The sequence below is a fragment of the Accumulibacter sp. genome (genome assembly GCF_036625195.1).
GTDB lineage: Bacteria > Pseudomonadota > Gammaproteobacteria > Burkholderiales > Rhodocyclaceae > Accumulibacter.
This window is the reverse complement of sequence record NZ_JAZKUG010000001.1, coordinates 297,224-312,940: the sequence shown is the minus strand read 5'-3', so window position 1 is coordinate 312,940 and position 15,717 is coordinate 297,224. Positions and strand designations below refer to the sequence as shown.

15 protein-coding genes are annotated in these 15,717 nt (G+C 67.9%); 12 read left to right on the top strand and 3 right to left on the bottom strand.

Translation table 11 applies throughout. The features are described from left to right. Nucleotides 1-17: 17 nt before the first annotated feature. The 3 genes from V5B60_RS01475 (at nucleotide 18) to V5B60_RS01465 (ending at nucleotide 3,363) form a co-directional block, all read left to right on the top strand. Complete coding sequence (locus V5B60_RS01475) at nucleotides 18-1,448, top strand: pyridoxal phosphate-dependent decarboxylase family protein (RefSeq protein WP_332345265.1); 1,431 nt, start codon at nucleotides 18-20, stop codon at nucleotides 1,446-1,448. A gap of 95 nt (nucleotides 1,449-1,543) precedes the next feature. After that, a complete protein-coding gene (locus tag V5B60_RS01470) occupies nucleotides 1,544-2,653 on the top strand; it encodes a hypothetical protein (protein WP_332345264.1) in 1,110 nt (369 codons plus the stop codon). A 140-nt stretch (nucleotides 2,654-2,793) separates the two neighbouring features. Continuing rightward, entirely contained in the window at nucleotides 2,794-3,363 is a 570-nt protein-coding gene (locus V5B60_RS01465) for a lipid-binding SYLF domain-containing protein (protein ID WP_332345263.1), read from the top strand. Here V5B60_RS01465 and V5B60_RS01460 read toward each other — a convergent pair. Further along, nucleotides 3,344-3,610, bottom strand: a complete 267-nt coding sequence (locus tag V5B60_RS01460) for a hypothetical protein (protein WP_332345262.1) — start codon at nucleotides 3,608-3,610, stop codon at nucleotides 3,344-3,346. The genes V5B60_RS01465 and V5B60_RS01460 overlap by 20 nt on opposite strands. Before the next feature lie 245 nt (nucleotides 3,611-3,855). On the opposite strand from V5B60_RS01460, the gene queD reads away from it, so the two are divergent. The 6 genes from queD to V5B60_RS01430 all read left to right on the top strand — a co-directional run bounded on the left by queD (nucleotide 3,856) and on the right by V5B60_RS01430 (nucleotide 9,115). Next, the gene (gene queD / locus V5B60_RS01455; RefSeq protein ID WP_332345261.1) at nucleotides 3,856-4,299 is read left to right on the top strand and encodes a 6-carboxytetrahydropterin synthase QueD; all 444 of its coding nucleotides are present in this window, start codon (nucleotides 3,856-3,858) and stop codon (nucleotides 4,297-4,299) included. A 66-nt stretch (nucleotides 4,300-4,365) separates the two neighbouring features. Then, entirely contained in the window at nucleotides 4,366-5,130 is a 765-nt protein-coding gene (gene pxpB, locus V5B60_RS01450; protein WP_332345260.1) for a 5-oxoprolinase subunit PxpB, read from the top strand. Further along, nucleotides 5,127-6,203 carry a biotin-dependent carboxyltransferase family protein gene (locus tag V5B60_RS01445; protein ID WP_332345259.1) on the top strand — a complete coding sequence of 359 codons (1,077 nt, stop codon included), beginning with the start codon at nucleotides 5,127-5,129 and terminating at the stop codon, nucleotides 6,201-6,203. The genes pxpB and V5B60_RS01445 overlap by 4 nt, the downstream gene beginning before the upstream one ends. Further along, nucleotides 6,203-7,009: a LamB/YcsF family protein gene (locus tag V5B60_RS01440; protein WP_332350376.1), complete on the top strand. Its 807-nt coding sequence runs from the start codon at nucleotides 6,203-6,205 to the stop codon at nucleotides 7,007-7,009. The genes V5B60_RS01445 and V5B60_RS01440 overlap by 1 nt, the downstream gene beginning before the upstream one ends. 115 nt (nucleotides 7,010-7,124) lie before the next feature. Further along, nucleotides 7,125-8,237, top strand: a complete 1,113-nt coding sequence (gene zapE, locus V5B60_RS01435) for a cell division protein ZapE (protein ID WP_332345258.1) — start codon at nucleotides 7,125-7,127, stop codon at nucleotides 8,235-8,237. Beyond that, the gene (locus tag V5B60_RS01430) at nucleotides 8,234-9,115 is read left to right on the top strand and encodes a hypothetical protein (RefSeq protein WP_332345257.1); all 882 of its coding nucleotides are present in this window, start codon (nucleotides 8,234-8,236) and stop codon (nucleotides 9,113-9,115) included. The genes zapE and V5B60_RS01430 overlap by 4 nt, the downstream gene beginning before the upstream one ends. Before the next feature lie 19 nt (nucleotides 9,116-9,134). On the opposite strand, the gene V5B60_RS01425 is transcribed toward V5B60_RS01430, so the two are convergent. Next, complete coding sequence (locus V5B60_RS01425; protein WP_332345256.1) at nucleotides 9,135-10,037, bottom strand: sensor domain-containing diguanylate cyclase; 903 nt, start codon at nucleotides 10,035-10,037, stop codon at nucleotides 9,135-9,137. 119 nt (nucleotides 10,038-10,156) lie between these two features. After that, the gene (locus V5B60_RS01420) at nucleotides 10,157-11,440 is read right to left on the bottom strand and encodes an O-acetylhomoserine aminocarboxypropyltransferase/cysteine synthase family protein (RefSeq protein ID WP_332350374.1); all 1,284 of its coding nucleotides are present in this window, start codon (nucleotides 11,438-11,440) and stop codon (nucleotides 10,157-10,159) included. A gap of 593 nt (nucleotides 11,441-12,033) precedes the next feature. Here V5B60_RS01420 and V5B60_RS01415 point away from each other — a divergent pair. Genes V5B60_RS01415 through V5B60_RS01405 form a run of 3 tightly spaced genes read left to right on the top strand, consistent with a single transcriptional unit; the run spans nucleotide 12,034 to nucleotide 15,716 of the window. Beyond that, a complete protein-coding gene (locus V5B60_RS01415; protein ID WP_332345255.1) occupies nucleotides 12,034-13,992 on the top strand; it encodes an AMP-dependent synthetase/ligase in 1,959 nt (652 codons plus the stop codon). Then, nucleotides 13,992-14,774 carry an ABC transporter ATP-binding protein gene (locus V5B60_RS01410; RefSeq protein WP_332345254.1) on the top strand — a complete coding sequence of 261 codons (783 nt, stop codon included), beginning with the start codon at nucleotides 13,992-13,994 and terminating at the stop codon, nucleotides 14,772-14,774. Before V5B60_RS01415 ends, V5B60_RS01410 begins: the two co-directional genes overlap by 1 nt. A gap of 12 nt (nucleotides 14,775-14,786) precedes the next feature. Then, nucleotides 14,787-15,716, top strand: coding sequence for a branched-chain amino acid ABC transporter permease (locus V5B60_RS01405; protein WP_332345253.1), 930 nt, complete (start codon nucleotides 14,787-14,789; stop codon nucleotides 15,714-15,716). Nucleotide 15,717 lies beyond the last annotated feature (1 nt).

Below are 15,717 nucleotides of genomic sequence, written 5' to 3'. Positions count from 1 at the left end.
GCGTCAGAAGGGTGAGGATGATGATGAGTGCAGACACGGATGCAGCAGGCGGTGCCGACGGGGCACTGCGCGCGGCCTACGAGCTGGCGACGGCCTTTCTCGCTTCGCTGCCGCAGCGCGCGGTGAGCCGGGTGCCAACACCGCAGGAAATGGCCCTGGCCCTCGATGAGGCGTTGCCCGAGAACGGCTGCGACGCCGCAGGCGTCGTCGGCGAGTGGTTCGCCCGCGCCGAGCGCGGCATCACCGCTTCGCCAGGGCCGCGCTTCTTCGGTTTCGTCAATGGCGGTGCGACGCCGGCGGCGCTCGCCGGTGACTGGCTGGCCTCCGCGATCGACCAGAACGCCGGCCTGTGGGCGGGCAGCCCGGCGGCGGCGCAGACCGAACTCGTCGTTCTGCGCTGGCTGCAGGAGCTCTTCGGCCTGCCAGGGGCCTGGCAAGGCGCGCTGACCAGCGGCGCGACGATGGCCAATCTCGTCGGACTCGCCACGGCGCGGCAGTGGGCGGGTCGGCAGCTCGGTTTCGATGCGGCCGGCGATGGCCTCGCCGGCCGGCCGCCGATCGTCGTCGCCGGCAGCAGTGAAATCCATCTCAGCGCCGTCAAATGCCTCGGTACGCTGGGCTTCGGTCGCAACCAGGTGCGCCGGGTGGATGCCCGCCACGGCGAGGTGGACCTCGATGCACTGGCCGGTCTGTTGCGCGACGTCGACGGTCCGGTGATCCTCGTCGGCAATGCCGGCGAGGTCAACAGCGGCCACTTCGACGACCTTGCGGCGCTGGCCGACCTGCGCGACGGGCATCCGGGCGGCGCCTGGCTGCATGTGGACGCAGCCTTCGGGCTGTTTGCAGCCGTTTCACCGCGGCTGGCGCACCTCGTCCGCGGCATCGAGCGCGCCGACTCGGTGGCGGCGGACGGCCACAAATGGCTGAACGTGCCGTACGACTGCGGCTTCGCCTTCGTCCGTGACGGCGCCCTGCTGCGTGAGGCTTTCGCGGTTGCCGGTGCCTACGTTGCCGCTGGTGCGGGTTGGGATCCCTTCACCCATGTCCCCGAGATGTCGCGTCGCTTCCGCGGTCTTGCCGCGTGGTGTGCACTGAAGGCCTACGGTCGCGCCGGCTATCGCGCGCTGGTCGAACGCTGCGTCGACAATGCCGCCGCGTTTGCGCGCTGGGTCGAGGCGACGCCGGGGATCGAACTGATGAATCCGGCGCCGCTGAACATCGTCTGTTTCCGGCTCGTCCGCCCCGGGCTCGACGGCAGCGCGAACGACGAACTGAACCGGGCGGCGGTGCGTGCGATCCAGGCCGATGGCCGTGCCTTCGTCACCGGCACCGTCTGGCAGGGCCGCGCCGCCATTCGCGCCGCGTTCGACAACTGGCGGACGACGGCTGCCGATGTCGGCCTGCTGCAGGAAGCGGTGGCGCAGGCTGGCGCTTCCCTGTCCGCCTGACGCGGGCGCCGGCCGAGCCCCAGCCGAGCCCTTTCGTCGTCGCCGCCTCGGTGCTATACAGTCGGCTACCAACAACTGCGAACCAGGAGATCCTGATGAGAACGAAGATGAGCGGTCTTCTGCCGCTGGCGGCAGCACTGGCGAGTGCCGGCATCGTGCCGGTGGCCATGGCGGCGCCGGTGAGCTACGAGATGACGCTGAGCACGCATTCCGGCTTTGCCGGTGGCGGCGGAATGAGCGGCATGCTCGGCATGATGAGCGGGCGTGGCAGCAGTGTCAGCCGGATGATGGATCTGCGCCTGACGAGCCCGGTTGATCTCGCCGGCGGGGCAAGCGCCGAGCACATCGTTCCCGAGGCGATGCGCATCGGGCCGGTGCTGCCGCTGCGTGGCGAGCGGCGCGGCAAGGGCGAGGGTGGCGCGGCCGATGATCAGGGCGGCAAACTGCTCCTCTACTGGGGTTGCGGCGCCAGTGTGCCAGCCGGCCAGCCGGAAGTGATCGACCTGCGCACGATCGACAGCCGCGTCTCGCCAGAGGTGGCGGCGATGGCGCGCCACAGCCGGCAGGGCAAGGGTGGCGCCGACGGCGGCGAGAGCCTGCCGCCGCGCACGCTGTGGTGGCCGCAGGGCGATCCGTCAGGCGGTACCGTGCCGGCCGACGCCTCGGCGGTCGGCGAGCATCTGGTGCGGACGAGCTTCATGCCGCAGGAGATTCGCTATGCGCTCGACCAGCAGATGGACTTCCTCGAGCCGATGGGCCTGCGCGCCGGCAGCGGCAGCCTGAGCGCGGCGATTCCCCTGCAGTGGGCGGCCCTGGCGCGTGCCCGTGGCTACAACCTGAACGCCGTCGGCGCCGCCAACGAGCGCGAGGTGATCATCTGGATGGCGTCGAGGAACCAGGCGCCGATGCTGCCGGCGAGCCAGAACACGTGCACGATTCCGGCGGGCATCTTTGCCCGGACGCAGGGCGCGATGCTGATGGGCGAGGCGCTCGGTCCGACGCGCAGCTTCGCCCATCCGCCGCAGAAGGCCGGCGAGAAAAAGCCGCCGATCTGGACCGCCCGCGTGCGCGTCAACAGCTTCGACTCGGCGCTGCTCGGCATGGGCGACATGGCGCGGGAGGCGGCGGGAGACGCGGCTGCCGATTCGGTGGTGCCGGGCGGAGCGACGATCATGAAGTCTCTGAAGGGCCTGTTCGGCAACTGAGTGCAGGAAGGAGCGGCGCTGCTGGTGACTCGCTGCCTTCGCCGGCGGTCGCTGCCCCGTGCGGTTGCAGGAGTATCATCACGTCGTGCCGGCGACGGTCGGCACGGATGCCGCAACCACCTTTCTCGTGAGGTCCCAACATGAACCCGAATGTCTTCCAGCGGCTTGGCCGCGCTGCACACGTCCTTCTCGTCGTCCTGATCGCCGGCCTTGCCGGTTCCTTTTCCGCCGTTGCCGCCGACCGGACCGCGCTCGAGCGGGACGCGCGGCAGGCCTACCAGAAACTGACGGCGCGAGTGCCGGCGGCGAAGGCTCTGGCGCGCGATGCGGTGGCCGTGCTCGTCTTTCCGAAGATCACCAAGGCCGGTTTCGTCGTCGGCGGTCAGTACGGTGAAGGCGTGCTGTTCCGCGGCGAGGCCGTCGTCGGCCACTACAACACGGCCGGTGCCTCCTTCGGCCTGCAGGCCGGCGCCCAGGAGTACGGCTATGCGATGTTCTTCATGAACGAGAGGTCGCTGGCGGCGTTGACCGAGACCGACGGTTTCGAGGTCGGCGTCGGTCCGTCGGTGGTGATGGTCGACCAGGGAATGGGCAAGTCGCTGACGACGATGAACGCCAAGGAGGACATCTACGCCTTCGTCTTCGGCCAGAAGGGACTGATGGCCGGCATCGGGCTGCAGGGCAACAAGATCACCCGGCTGAAGGACTGAGCGGCCTCGGCCGCGGCTGCAGGCGCGCGCGGGCAGGGCGCGGGCCGCCTCGAGCGGTGGCTGACGGCGAGTCGCAGTCGAACTGCTCGGGCGGCGGGAAATGCTCGGCGTAGCGGCATATCCACTCGATCGCCGCGCCGTCGGCGTCGAGCCGGCGCCCCTCGTGGCGCAGGACGTCGACGCGGTAGCGTTCGATCAGCGCGATCTGGGCGAGCATGCGGGCAGCAAAGGGATCGATCGGTGGCATCTCTCGGAGTTTCCTGGAGGGGCTGCAGGTATCTCAAGCAAGGGCCGTGCCGGCCCACATGGGGGACGAGAAAGCATGATGAATCAGCAGGATGCGTGCATCTGCCGGGAGGTTCCGACGGGCAGGTGTAAGTTTGCTCGACACCCTCCGGCAGTTTCCGGCGGGTGTGCACCGGACATCTGCCCGTCGCCGGGCCGGCGGGCTGGCGGTGCTATAATCGCGCCTCCGTCTTCCGGGTGCAGCCGATGCTCATCACCCGTCGCCTCGAGTTCGACGCGGGCCACCGCATTCCCGACCACAGGAGCCAGTGCCGTCACCTGCACGGCCATCGCTACGCGCTCGAGATCACCCTTGCCGGCGACATCATCAGCGAGGCGGGCGACCCGGCCAATGGCATGGTGATGGACTTCTCGCAGGTGAAGGCGCTGGCCATGCAGCATCTGGTCGATGCCTGGGATCATGCCTTCCTGGTCTACCGCGGCGACCGGCCGGTGGTCGATTTTCTGGCTTCATTGCCGGAGCACCGGACGGTGGTTCTCGATTGCGTGCCGACGGCCGAGAACCTGGTGCGCACGGCGTTCGCGATTCTCGATCCGGTGTACCGCGACACCTACGGCAACCACTTGCGCCTCGAACGCCTGCGCCTCTATGAAACACCCAACTGCTGGGCCGAGGCCGTTCGCTCCTGACGTATGGCGTCGCCGGCTGTCGCGCGGGAGGCGGGGCAACGGCCGGCATGGCGGGCACGGGCCGGCTTGAGCTACCGTTTCCTTTCCCTTGGCGATGCCGCGCTGACCATCGAGTTCGGTGATGCCATCGATCGCCGCCTGCTGGCCGAAGTCGCGGCAGCCGATCAGGCGCTGCTGCAGGCGCTTGCCGATGGGCAGTTGCCCGGGGTCGTCGAGACGGTGCCGACCTTCCGTTCGCTGACGGTGATTTACGATCCATTGCGCAGCACGCGGACGCGACTCGAAGCGGTGATCGACGCCGCGCTGCGGCAGGCTTTGCCGCTCGTCGTGGCGCAGCAGCGGCGGGTCTGGCAGCTGCCAGTCTGCTACGGCGACCAGCTCACCGAGTGCGGGCCGGATCTCGACGGGTTGGCGGCGGCCTGCGGCCTCAGAGCCGCCGAGGTGGTCCGCTTGCATGCCGGCGGCTGCTACGAGGTGTACATGCTGGGCTTCCTGCCGGGCTTCGCCTTCATGGGCGATCTGCCGCCGGCGCTGGCGTGCGCGCGTCGCAGCGAGCCGCGGACGCTGGTCCCCGCCGGCAGCGTGGCGATCGCCGGCAGGCTGACCGCGATCTATCCCTGGCAAAGTCCGGGCGGCTGGCAGCTGATCGGCGCCTGCCCGTTGCCACTGTTCTCACCGTCGTGGACGCAGCCGGCGCTGCTGCAGGTCGGCGACCGGGTGCGGCTGCGCGCCATCGATGCCGGCGAGTTCGCCGCGCTGCAGGCGGCGGCGCCAGCGCTGCGCCGAGCGACGCAGCCGCCGCTGGCCTTCCTGGCGGCGGCCGCGGAGTGAACCTGCGTGCCGTGCTCGAGGTGCTCAGCCCGGGGGCGATGGCATCGATACAGGATCGCGGGCGCTTTGGCTGGCGGCGGATCGGGGTGCCACGCTCGGGGGCGCTCGAACCGGGCTGGCTGCGCCTGGCCAACGCGCTGCTCGGCAACCCCGAGGACGCGCCGGCGATCGAGTTCCTCACCGGCGGGCTGGCGGTGCGAGCGCTGCAATGGCCGCTGCAGCTGGCCCTCGCCGGCCATTTCACGGCTGAACTGCGGTACACCGGCGGTCGTCGCCGCATCGCTTCGTGGCGCAGCGTCTGCCTCGCGCCGGGCGAGACGCTGCACTGCGGCAGCATCGCTGCGGGCCGCGTCGGCTACCTGGCGCTGGTCGGTCTGGTGGTGCTGCGGCATTTTGGCAGCGCATCGACCTACGCCCGAGCCGGCCTCGGCGGCGTCGACGGTCGCCCGCTGGTGCCGGGTGTGCGGCTGTCGGTGGCGGCCGGCGGCGGCGGTGAGCGGATGCTGTGGCGCCCGCCGGCGGTCGACGAGGCGGCGATCCGGGTCGTCGCGGGACCACAGGACGACCACTTCGATGTCCTGGCGATGCCGACCCTGGTCGGCGAGGCTTACCGCATCTCGCCAGCCGCCGATCGCATGGGCATCCGTCTCGACGGACCGCTGCTCGGACACCGTCCGGAGAAGGGTGCGGAGATCGTTTCCGATGCGACGGTGCCGGGATCGATCCAGGTGCCGGGCAACGGGCAGCCGATCGTCCTGCTCGCCGATGGCCAGACCGCCGGCGGCTACCCGAAGATCGCCACCGTCATCAGCGCCGACCTGCCACGGCTGGCGGTCATGGCGCCGGGACAGGCGGTCCGCTTCGCCGCCGTGTCGGTGGCGGCGGCCGAGGAGGCGGCGCGCGCGCGGCAAGCGGAACTGCAGGCGCTGCTCGCCGGCATCGGGCCGCTGGTCGAACCTGGCGAACACGATCCGCAGGCGCTCTACACCGCCAACCTGATCAGCGGCGCCGTCGATGCCACAGCAGCAGACGGCTCGCCGATGTCGGCCTACCACTTGCCGGGCGAGCCATGATGGCGCAGGCGATCAACCTCAACGCCGACCTCGGCGAAAGCTTCGGTGCCTGGCGGATGGGCAGCGACGCCGAACTGCTGCCGATCATCGCTACCGCCAGCATTGCCTGCGGCTTCCACGCCGGCGATCCGCTGGTGATGCGGCGGACGCTGCGGCAGGCGCTGGCGGCGGGCGTCAGCATTGGCGCGCACCCGTCGTACCCCGACCTGCAGGGCTTCGGGCGGCGCGTGATGCGGCTGCCGGCGGACGAGCTCGAGGCGCTGCTGATCTACCAGATCGGTGCCCTTGCCGGCATGGCGCAGGCGGAAGGTGCTCGCCTGACACACGTCAAGCCGCACGGCGCGCTGAGCAACATGGCATGCGCGGAAGCGGCGATCGCGGCTTCGGTCGTCGCGGCGATCCGCTGCTTCGATCCGCAGCTGATTCTCCTCGCGCCCGCGCTGTCGCAGCTGGCGCTGGCCGGGGCAGCAGCGGGTCTGCGGGTGGCGAGCGAGATTTTCGCCGACCGGACGTACACTGATGCCGGCAACCTGCTGCCGCGCGGTCAACCGGGCGCACAACTGCATGCGGCCGCCGATTGCGTGGCGCACGTGCTGCGCATGCTCGACGCCGGGGGCATCGTCAGCACCCGTGGCAAGCGCATCGCGAGCGAGGTGCACAGCATCTGCGTACACGGCGATGGGGCGCAGGCGGTGGCTGTGGCAACCGCCATCCGCAGCGCGTTGCTCGCTGCCGGCATGCGGCTGCTGCCGCTGCCGCAGGTGCTGGCGTCGGCCGAGTCCGTTCCGCCGTCGACGATGGTTTAGAATCGCGGCAGCGATGCGGTGATGCTGGCGCCCGGCGCGGCAGCGGCGGCTGCCGCGGTCGCCCGGCCCGCCGCGGCAGCGCGTGGGTTTGCCTGCGAAGAGCGGAAGGACGCCGATGCCTCACAGAGTTCTCAAGGTCCCCGAGCGGGGAATGATCGAAGCCTACGAGCGACTGCTCGCGGCGCGCGGTTTTCAGGCCGATTCGGCGCAACGGGCCGCTGCCGAGCGTCTGCAGCGGCTCTATTACGAACTGCTGTCGTTCAAGGTCGGGCGCCGCAGCACGCTGCGGCGGTTCTTCTCGCCGCCGCCGCTGCCGACTGGCGTCTACTTCTGGGGTGGTGTCGGTCGCGGCAAGAGCTTCCTGATGGATTGCTTCTTCGATGCCGTTCCCTACCGGCGCAAGCGGCGCATCCACTTCCATGCCTTCATGCATGGCGTGCATCGCCAGCTGAACGAGCTCAAGGGCGAGAGCGACCCTTTGCTGAAGGTGGCCGAGCGCATCGCGAGCGAGCTGCGGCTGCTCTGCTTCGATGAATTCCACGTTTCCGACATCGCCGACGCGATGATCCTCGGTCGTTTGCTGGAAGCGCTGTTCGCGCACGGCGTCGTCTTCGTCATGACTTCGAACTACCCGCCGGACGGTCTCTATCCGAACGGGCTGCAGCGCGAGAACTTCCTGCCGACGATCGCGCTGATCAAGTCGCGGCTCGACGTCCTGGTTATCGACGCCGGCATCGACTACCGGTTGCGCACGCTCGAGCAGGTGGAGATCTTCCACCACCCGGTGGATGCCGCCGCCGAGCTGAAAATGGCGGAGTACTTCAGCGCCATAGCCGGCGACGCCGGCACACAGGGCGGCAGCATCGAGGTGCTCGGGCGCGACATCCCGACCTTGCGGCGCGGCAACGGCGTCATCTGGTTCGATTTCAAGTCCTTGTGCGGTGGGCCGCGTTCGCAGAACGACTACCTCGAACTCGCCCGCGGCTATCACACGGTGCTGCTGTCGGCGATCCCGAAGATGTCGGCGAGCATGTCTTCCGAGGCGCGCCGTTTCACCTGGCTGGTCGACATCTTCTACGACCACAAGGTGAAGCTGATCGCGACCGCGGATTGTGGTCCGGATTTGCTATACACCGAAGGGACGCAGGCGAGCGAGTTCTTCCGCACCGCCAGCCGGCTGACCGAGATGCGCTCGCGCGACTACCTCGGGCTGCCGCACCTCTCGTGAGCCAGCGGCGGGGGGGTTGCTCCAAACACTGGCGACCGCTGCTGTGGCTGCTCGTCCTGTTGCCGGCGCTGGCTGGGGCGCAGCAGGAGTTGGAGATCATCAGCCTGCGTCATCGTCCCCTCGATCAGGTGCTGCCCGCGTTGCAGCCACTGCTCGAAGCCGGTGGCACACTTTCCGGGATGGGCGATCAACTGTTCCTGCGCGCGTCGCGCGCCAACCGCGAACAAATCAGGCAGGCGCTGGCGGCGATCGACACGCCGGCGCGGCGTCTGCTCATTCGCGTCAGCCAGGATCGCCAGGCAGTGAGCCGGGAACAGGGCGGCGGAATATCCGGGCAGGTGGTGTTCGACCGCAACGGACGGATCGTGCAGCCCGCCGCCGGCAGCGGTGGCACGCGCATCGAGGTCCGCCGGGGAGATTCGGTCCTCGTCGGCGAGGCCGGCGATTGGCGCGGCTCGGGCAGCAGCGGCAGTACGCAGGTGGTGCAGGTGATCGACGGTGGACGGGCGTTCATCCACGTCGGTCAGTCGCTGCCGGTGCCGCTGCGGCAACTCGTCGTCGGGCGGCATGGCGCCGTTCTCAACGAGACCGTCGTCTATCGCGATCTAGGGCAGGGCTTCTACGCGCAGCCACGGGTGGTCGGCGAGCGCGTGACGCTGGAGATCAGTCCGCAGGCCGACCTGCTGCGATCGCGTGGCGATGGCAGCAGCGACACGCAACGCCTGACGACCACCGTCTCCGGACGCCTCGGTGAGTGGATCGAACTCGGAGGCAGCAGCCAGCAGGCGGATTTCGCGCGGCAGGGCAAGCTGCACGGTGCCGTCGGCCAGGCGAGCGAGCGGCGCAGCGTCTGGCTGCAGGTCGAGGAGATGCGTTGAAGCGCGCTTGCGAGTCGGCCTAGAACAGGTCGAGATCGACGCAGAGACGGTTGCAGCCGGAGTCGCGTGCGCTCGCCAGCAGCGACTCGAGGCGCTCGATCAGGGCGGGCTGGTCCTCACCGCTGTACTCGCTGACGCCGCCGCTGATCGTGATGCCGGCGTCGCCACCCTGCGTGCTGCCCACTTCGATCGTTTCGCGCAGGCGCTCGAGACCGACCATGGCTTCGTTGACCCGTACGTTGGGCAGGATGATCAGGAATCTGTCGGCGCCATGGCGACCGATCATCTCGAATTCACGCAGGCTGTGGCGCAGCAGGCGTGCGGCGCGCGCCAGCACGCGCTCGTCGCCCTCGGCATGGCAGCGGGTCGGGAAGTGGTCGATGGCGATCAGCGCAACGGCGAAGGGGGTGCCGTAGCGTTGTGCGCGGCGTCTTTCGTCGTCGAGCAGGACGTCGATGTAGCGCTGGGTGAAGACTCCGGTGTGCGGGTCGTGTGCCGGCAGGTGGTGCCGGTCGCCGGCGATGCGGCCGCGGCGCGGCCCGTCGGCGAGGAGCAGCAGGATGCGGCGCAGGCTGCCGTCGGCGGCAAAGACCGGAAAGGCGCTCGCGCGGCACCAGATGACCGCGGCCGTGGCCTGCGTCCGGATGCCGACCGCCCGTTGATGAACCGGCCGCAGTGTCGCGCGCACCTGCAACTCGGGACGCTCCTCGTCGCGTAACGGCCGCCCGTTTTCGTCGATCCACTCGGGCGTGCCGTCGCCGAGCAGCTCTTCGGCGCGGGCGTTGTGCTGGCGTGGCGTGCGGTCTTCGGCGAAGGCGATGAGTGCGACGCCGAGGCTGTCGAGCAGCGCGGCGTAGTGCTCGATTTCTGCGTCATCGGCACGCAGATCGACGAGCGGCAGGTGCTGCAGGCTAGCGGACATTCGCGGGCGGACAGGACGGTCAGCGGTATGTCTATGCTATAACGAAAATACTGTCCTGGGCCGACGGCGGGGCGCGGCTGGTGGCCGCGGCGGGCAGCTCGCGCTGCCCGCACTGGCGATCAGACCGTGGCCAGCGCCTGCTCGAGGTCGGCGACCAGATCGTCGATGTGCTCGATGCCGATCGATAGCCGGATCATCTCTTCCGACACCCCGGCCTTCGCCAGTTCGGTCGCACCGAGCTGGCGGTGGGTGGTCGATGCCGGGTGGCAGGCGAGCGATTTGGCGTCGCCGATGTTGACCAGTCGGGTGAACAACTGCAATGCGTCCTGGAAGCGGGCGCCGGCCACCGATCCGCTGCAGTCGGTTCCCTTGACGCCAAAGGTGAGAATCCCCGACGCCTTGCCGTCCATGTACTTTTGCACCAGCGGATGGTCGGGATGATCGGGCAGGCCCGCGTAGTTGACCCACGCCACCTTGGCGTGCGCGCGCAGGTATGCGGCCACCTTCTCGGTGTTGCTGCAGATGCGGTCCATGCGCAGCGGCAGCGTTTCGAGGCCCTGCAGGATGAGGAAGCTGTTCAGGGGCGAGATGGCGGCGCCCATGTTGCGCAGTGGGACGACGCGCGCGCGGCCGATGAAGGCGGCCGGTCCGAGCGCCTCGGTGTAAACGACGCCGTGGTAGGAGACATCGGGTTCGTTGAGACGCTTGAACTTCGACTTGTGCTCGGCCCAGGGGAAGCGGCCGCTGTCGACGATCATGCCGCCGATCGAGTTGCCATGCCCGCCGATGTACTTGGTCAGCGAGTGCACGACGATGTCGGCGCCATGCTCGAAGGGGCGGCAGAGATAGGGCGAGGGAACCGTGTTGTCGACGATCAGTGGCACCCCGTGGCGGTGCGCGATCTCGGCCAGCGGCTCGAAGTCGGTGACGTTGCCGAGCGGGTTGCCGACCGATTCGCAATACAGCGCCTTGGTCCTGCCGTTGATCAGTTTCTCGAAACTCGCCGGATCGGCGTGGTTGGCGAAGCGGACGTCGATGCCATACTGTGGCAGGGTGTGCGCGAACAGGTTGTAGGTGCCGCCGTAGAGCGTCGACGCGGAAACGATGTTGTCGCCGGCCTCGGCGATGGTCATGATGGCATAGGTGATCGCCGCCTGTCCGGAGGCCAGTGCCAGTCCGCCGATACCGCCTTCCATCGCCGCCACCCGCTTCTCGAGGACGTCCTGCGTCGGGTTCATGATGCGCGTGTAGATGTTGCCGGCGACCTTGAGATCAAAGAGGTCGGCGCCGTGCTGGGTGCTGTCGAAAGAATAGGAAGTCGTCTGGTAGATCGGCACGGCGACGGCCTTGGTCGTCGGCTCGGGGCTGTAGCCAGCATGGACGGCGAGGGTTTCGAGTTTCATGTGGAGTCTCCGGGGAAGGTAGGCGCGCTGCCTGAGTGGGCGAATCTTAGCATTTCGCCCGACCCGCAGCAGGCCGGCGCAGCGATCTCCGGGCCTACTCGCCGAAGCAACGGAGGCTGGCAGGGACCGGTTGAACGGCAGGCTGTGGTCGAGCAGGTACTGGAAGCGGCTGCGCTTCATGTCCAGGCCGTCGATCACACCCAGCCAGTGTTCGACCGCCTCTCCCTTCATGCACACGTAGCCGCCGGTCGCGACCCGGCGCACGCTGGCGTCAGCTCGCACGTGCGACAGTTCGGCGCTGCTCGGCTGGCGCGCCGAGGGCGAGTTTCGCAGCGTTTCGTCGAGTGCTTTGGGGCACGCCGTGGTCATCGCAATCCCGGAGATGGATGCCAGAATGTCCTGCAGAAGACAATCACAGGCGGCAACATCGCCTAGACTACGCTGTAGATCCGTTTCAGGAAGCTGCCTGCGCGTGCCGGTGATGCTGCAGCAGGTGACGACAAGCACCGAAACTGGATTAGAATCGAAGTGTACCGACACAAGACAAGGGCACGCCGCGCGCACGGAGCGGTCGATGCACCGGAGGAGACAAGATGCCGGAGTTGGTTTCCCGGCAGGCTCTGGATACCTTTCCACGCCTGCTGGTCGAGCATGCACGGGTACGCGGCGGCAAGCCGGCGATGCGCGAGAAGGACCGGGGTATCTGGCAGTGCTGGACCTGGGCCGAGGTCGCTGGGGAGGTGCGCGCGCTGGCCAGTGGTCTCGCCGAGATGGGTCTGCGGCGCGGCGACAATCTGGCGATCGTCGGCGACAACCGGCCGCGCATGTACATGATGATGACCGCCGTGCAGTGTCTCGGCGGCGTGCCGGTGCCGCTCTACCAGGATGCGGTGGCGAGCGAGATGCTCTTCGCCCTGCTCGACGCCGAGGTACGCTTCATCTTCGTCGAGGATCAGGAGCAGGTCGACAAGGTGCTCGAGATCCGCGAGCAGTTGCCGCTGCTCGAACACCTCTTCTACGATGATGCGCGCGGCATGCGCCACTACACGCTGCCGTACATCCACGACATCCGCGAGCTGATGGCGATGGGGCGGATCCACGATCGCAACCATCCCGACCTGCTCGACGGCGAGGTCGCTGCCGGCGCCGCCGACGACGTCAGCGTCATGCTCTACACCTCGGGCACCACCGGCAAGCCGAAGGGGGTTCGCCTGACGCATGCGGCTTTCATCAGCGCGGCGCGTGGCGGGGCGGCATTCGATCATCTGGGCGCTGACGACGACATCCTGTCGTACCTGCCGATGGCGTGGGTCGGCGACCACCTTTTTTCCTTCGCGCAGGCGATGGTGGCCGGGTTCACGATCAACTGCCCGGAGTCGGCCGAGACGGTGATGAACGATCTGCGCGAGATCGGTCCGACCTACTACTTCGCACCGCCACGGGTGTTCGAGAATCTGCTGACGCAGGTGATGATCCGCATGGAGGACGCCAGCCGCATCAAGCAGAGGATGTTCCATTTCTTCATGGCCGTTGCCCGGCGCAGTGGCGCGGAGATTCTCGACCGCAAGCCGGTCGCGCCGCTCGACCGCATCCTCTACGCGCTCGGCGACCTGCTCGTCTATGGCCCGCTGAAGAACGTTCTCGGCATGAGCCGCATCCGCGTCGCCTACACCGCCGGCGCCGCGATCGGGCCGGACCTGTTCCGCTTCTATCGCTCGCTCGGCATCAACCTGAAACAGCTCTACGGCCAGACCGAGACCTGCGCCTACGTCTGCCTGCAGCCCGACGGACAGATCAGGTTCGACAGCGTCGGCAAGCCGGCGCCGGGCGTCGAGGTGCAGATCGCCGACAACGGCGAGATCCTGGTGCGCGGTCCGATGCTGCTCAAGGAGTACTACAAGCGTCCCGACGCGACGGCCGAGGCGATCAATGCCGATGGCTATTTCATGACAGGCGACGCGGGTCTGTTCGATGCCGACGGCCACCTGAAGATCATCGATCGCGCCAAGGATGTCGGCAAGCTGGCCAACGGCGCGATGTACGCGCCGAACTACATCGAGAACAAGCTGAAGTTCTTTCCGCACATCAAGGAAGCGGTGGTCTTCGGCGACCGGCGCGAGATGGTCTGCGCCTTCATCAACATCGACATCGGTGCCGTCGGCAACTGGGCCGAGCGGCGCGGCCTTGCCTATTCGGGCTATACCGACCTGGCCGCCAAGCCGGAGGTCTATGGACTGATCCAGGAATGCATCGAGAAGGTGAACGCCGAACTCGTCGGCGAGGGGCCACTTGCCGATTCGCAGGTGCACCGCTTTCTCATCCTGCACAAGGAACTCGACCCGGACGACGACGAACTGACGCGGACGCGCAAGGTCCGCCGCAACTTCGTCGCCGAGAAGTACGCGCCGCTGATCGATGCCCTCTACTCCGGCCGCAGCAGCCAGTACATCGAGACCGCGGTCAAGTTCGAGGACGGGCGGCAGGGCAAGGTCGCCGCCGACCTCGCGATCCGCGAGCCGAAGACCTTCCCGATCGAGCGGAGGGCCGCCTGATGAGCCGTGAATTCGGCGACGCCATCCTCGACCTGCGCAACGTCTCGCTCGCGTTCGGCGGTGTCAAGGCGCTCACCGACATTTCCTTCGACGTCCGCGAACACGAGATCCGCGCCATCATCGGCCCGAACGGCGCCGGCAAGAGTTCGATGCTGAACGTCATCAACGGCGTCTATCGCCCGCAGCAGGGTGAGATCATCCTGCGCGGTCAGCGCTTCACGCGCATGAGTCCGTACAAGGCTGCGCGTGCCGGCATCTCGCGGACCTTCCAGAACATCGCGCTGTTCAAGGGGATGAGCGTCATCGACAACCTGATGACCGGGCGCAACCTGAAGATCCGCAGCAATCTGCTGCAGCAGGCGTTCTGGTGGGGGCCGGCACGGCGCGAGGAACTGGCGCACCGGGCGAAGGTCGAGGAGGTGATCGATTTTCTCGAGATCCAGCACATCCGCAGGACACCGGTCGGGCGCCTGCCCTACGGGTTGCAGAAGCGCGTCGATCTCGGTCGCGCGCTGGCGATGGAGCCGAACATCCTCCTCCTCGACGAGCCGATGGCCGGGATGAACGTCGAGGAGAAGCAGGACATGTGTCGCTTCATCCTCGACGTCAATGACCAGTTCGGCACGACGATCGTCCTCATCGAGCACGACATGGGCGTGGTGATGGACATCTCCGACCGGGTCGTGGTGCTCGACTACGGGCGCAAGATCGGCGATGGCATTCCCGACGACGTCCGCGCCAACCCCGATGTGATCAGCGCCTACCTGGGCGCCAGCCACTGAGGAGACAAGCGCATGGGCTTCTTCATCGAAACCTTGATCGGCGGCCTGATGGCCGGCATGCTGTACTCGCTGGTGGCGCTGGGGTTCGTGCTGATCTTCAAAGCGTCGGGTGTGTTCAACTTCGCGCAGGGTGCGATGGTGCTCTTTGCGGCGCTGGCGATGGCCCGCTTCGCGGCCTGGATCCCTGGCTGGCTCGGCATCGACAGCGCGTGGCTGGCGAACGGCATCGCTTTCGTGCTCAGCGGTGCGCTGATGTTCGTCGTCGCCTGGCTGATCGAGCGCCTGGTCTTGCGGCACCTGGTCAACCAGGACGGGGCCACGCTGCTGATGGCCACGCTGGGGATCGCCTATGTCCTCGAGGGAATCGGCACCAGCATCTTCGGCAGCGACATCTACAAGATCGACGTCGGCATGCCGAAGGAGCCGGTGATGATCCTCGAGGGGAGCTTCGAGGGTGGGCTGCTGATCAACAAGGAGGACTTCGTCGCCGCGCTGATCGCGGCCCTGCTCGTCGCCCTGCTCTCGCTGTTCTTCCAGAAGACCGCCACCGGCCGCGCCCTGCGGGCAGTCGCCGACGACCATCAGGCGGCGCAGTCGGTCGGCATTCCGCTCAACCGCATCTGGGTCATCGTCTGGTGCGTCGCGGGACTGGTGGCGCTGGTTGCCGGCATCATCTGGGGATCGAAGCTCGGTGTCCAGTTCTCGCTGGCGACGGTCGCGCTGCGCGGCCTGCCGGTGGTGATACTCGGTGGCCTGACGTCGATCCCCGGTGCGATCATCGGCGGCCTCATCATCGGCGTCGGCGAGAAGCTCTCGGAAGTGTATCTCGGCCCGTTGATCGGTGGTGGCATCGAGATCTGGTTCGCTTATCAGCTGGCGCTGCTCTTCCTGCTGTTCAGGCCGCAGGGGCTGTTCGGCGAGAAGATCATCGACCGCGTCTGAG

What these genes read in the sequence shown, in the direction of transcription:
- V5B60_RS01470 (WP_332345264.1), top strand. Translation starts at nt 1,544, where the DNA reads ATGAGAACGAAGATGAGCGGTCTTCTGCCGCTGGCGGCAGCACTGGCG.
- V5B60_RS01465 (WP_332345263.1), top strand. Translation starts at nt 2,794, where the DNA reads ATGAACCCGAATGTCTTCCAGCGGCTTGGCCGCGCTGCACACGTCCTT.
- V5B60_RS01410 (WP_332345254.1), top strand. Translation starts at nt 13,992, where the DNA reads ATGAGCCGTGAATTCGGCGACGCCATCCTCGACCTGCGCAACGTCTCG.
- V5B60_RS01460 (WP_332345262.1), bottom strand. Translation starts at nt 3,610, where the DNA reads ATGCCACCGATCGATCCCTTTGCTGCCCGCATGCTCGCCCAGATCGCG.
- V5B60_RS01420 (WP_332350374.1), bottom strand. Translation starts at nt 11,440, where the DNA reads ATGAAACTCGAAACCCTCGCCGTCCATGCTGGCTACAGCCCCGAGCCG.
- zapE (WP_332345258.1), top strand. Translation starts at nt 7,125, where the DNA reads ATGCCTCACAGAGTTCTCAAGGTCCCCGAGCGGGGAATGATCGAAGCC.
- queD (WP_332345261.1), top strand. Translation starts at nt 3,856, where the DNA reads ATGCTCATCACCCGTCGCCTCGAGTTCGACGCGGGCCACCGCATTCCC.
- V5B60_RS01425 (WP_332345256.1), bottom strand. Translation starts at nt 10,037, where the DNA reads ATGTCCGCTAGCCTGCAGCACCTGCCGCTCGTCGATCTGCGTGCCGAT.
- V5B60_RS01440 (WP_332350376.1), top strand. Translation starts at nt 6,203, where the DNA reads ATGGCGCAGGCGATCAACCTCAACGCCGACCTCGGCGAAAGCTTCGGT.
- V5B60_RS01475 (WP_332345265.1), top strand. Translation starts at nt 18, where the DNA reads ATGATGATGAGTGCAGACACGGATGCAGCAGGCGGTGCCGACGGGGCA.
- V5B60_RS01415 (WP_332345255.1), top strand. Translation starts at nt 12,034, where the DNA reads ATGCCGGAGTTGGTTTCCCGGCAGGCTCTGGATACCTTTCCACGCCTG.
- V5B60_RS01405 (WP_332345253.1), top strand. Translation starts at nt 14,787, where the DNA reads ATGGGCTTCTTCATCGAAACCTTGATCGGCGGCCTGATGGCCGGCATG.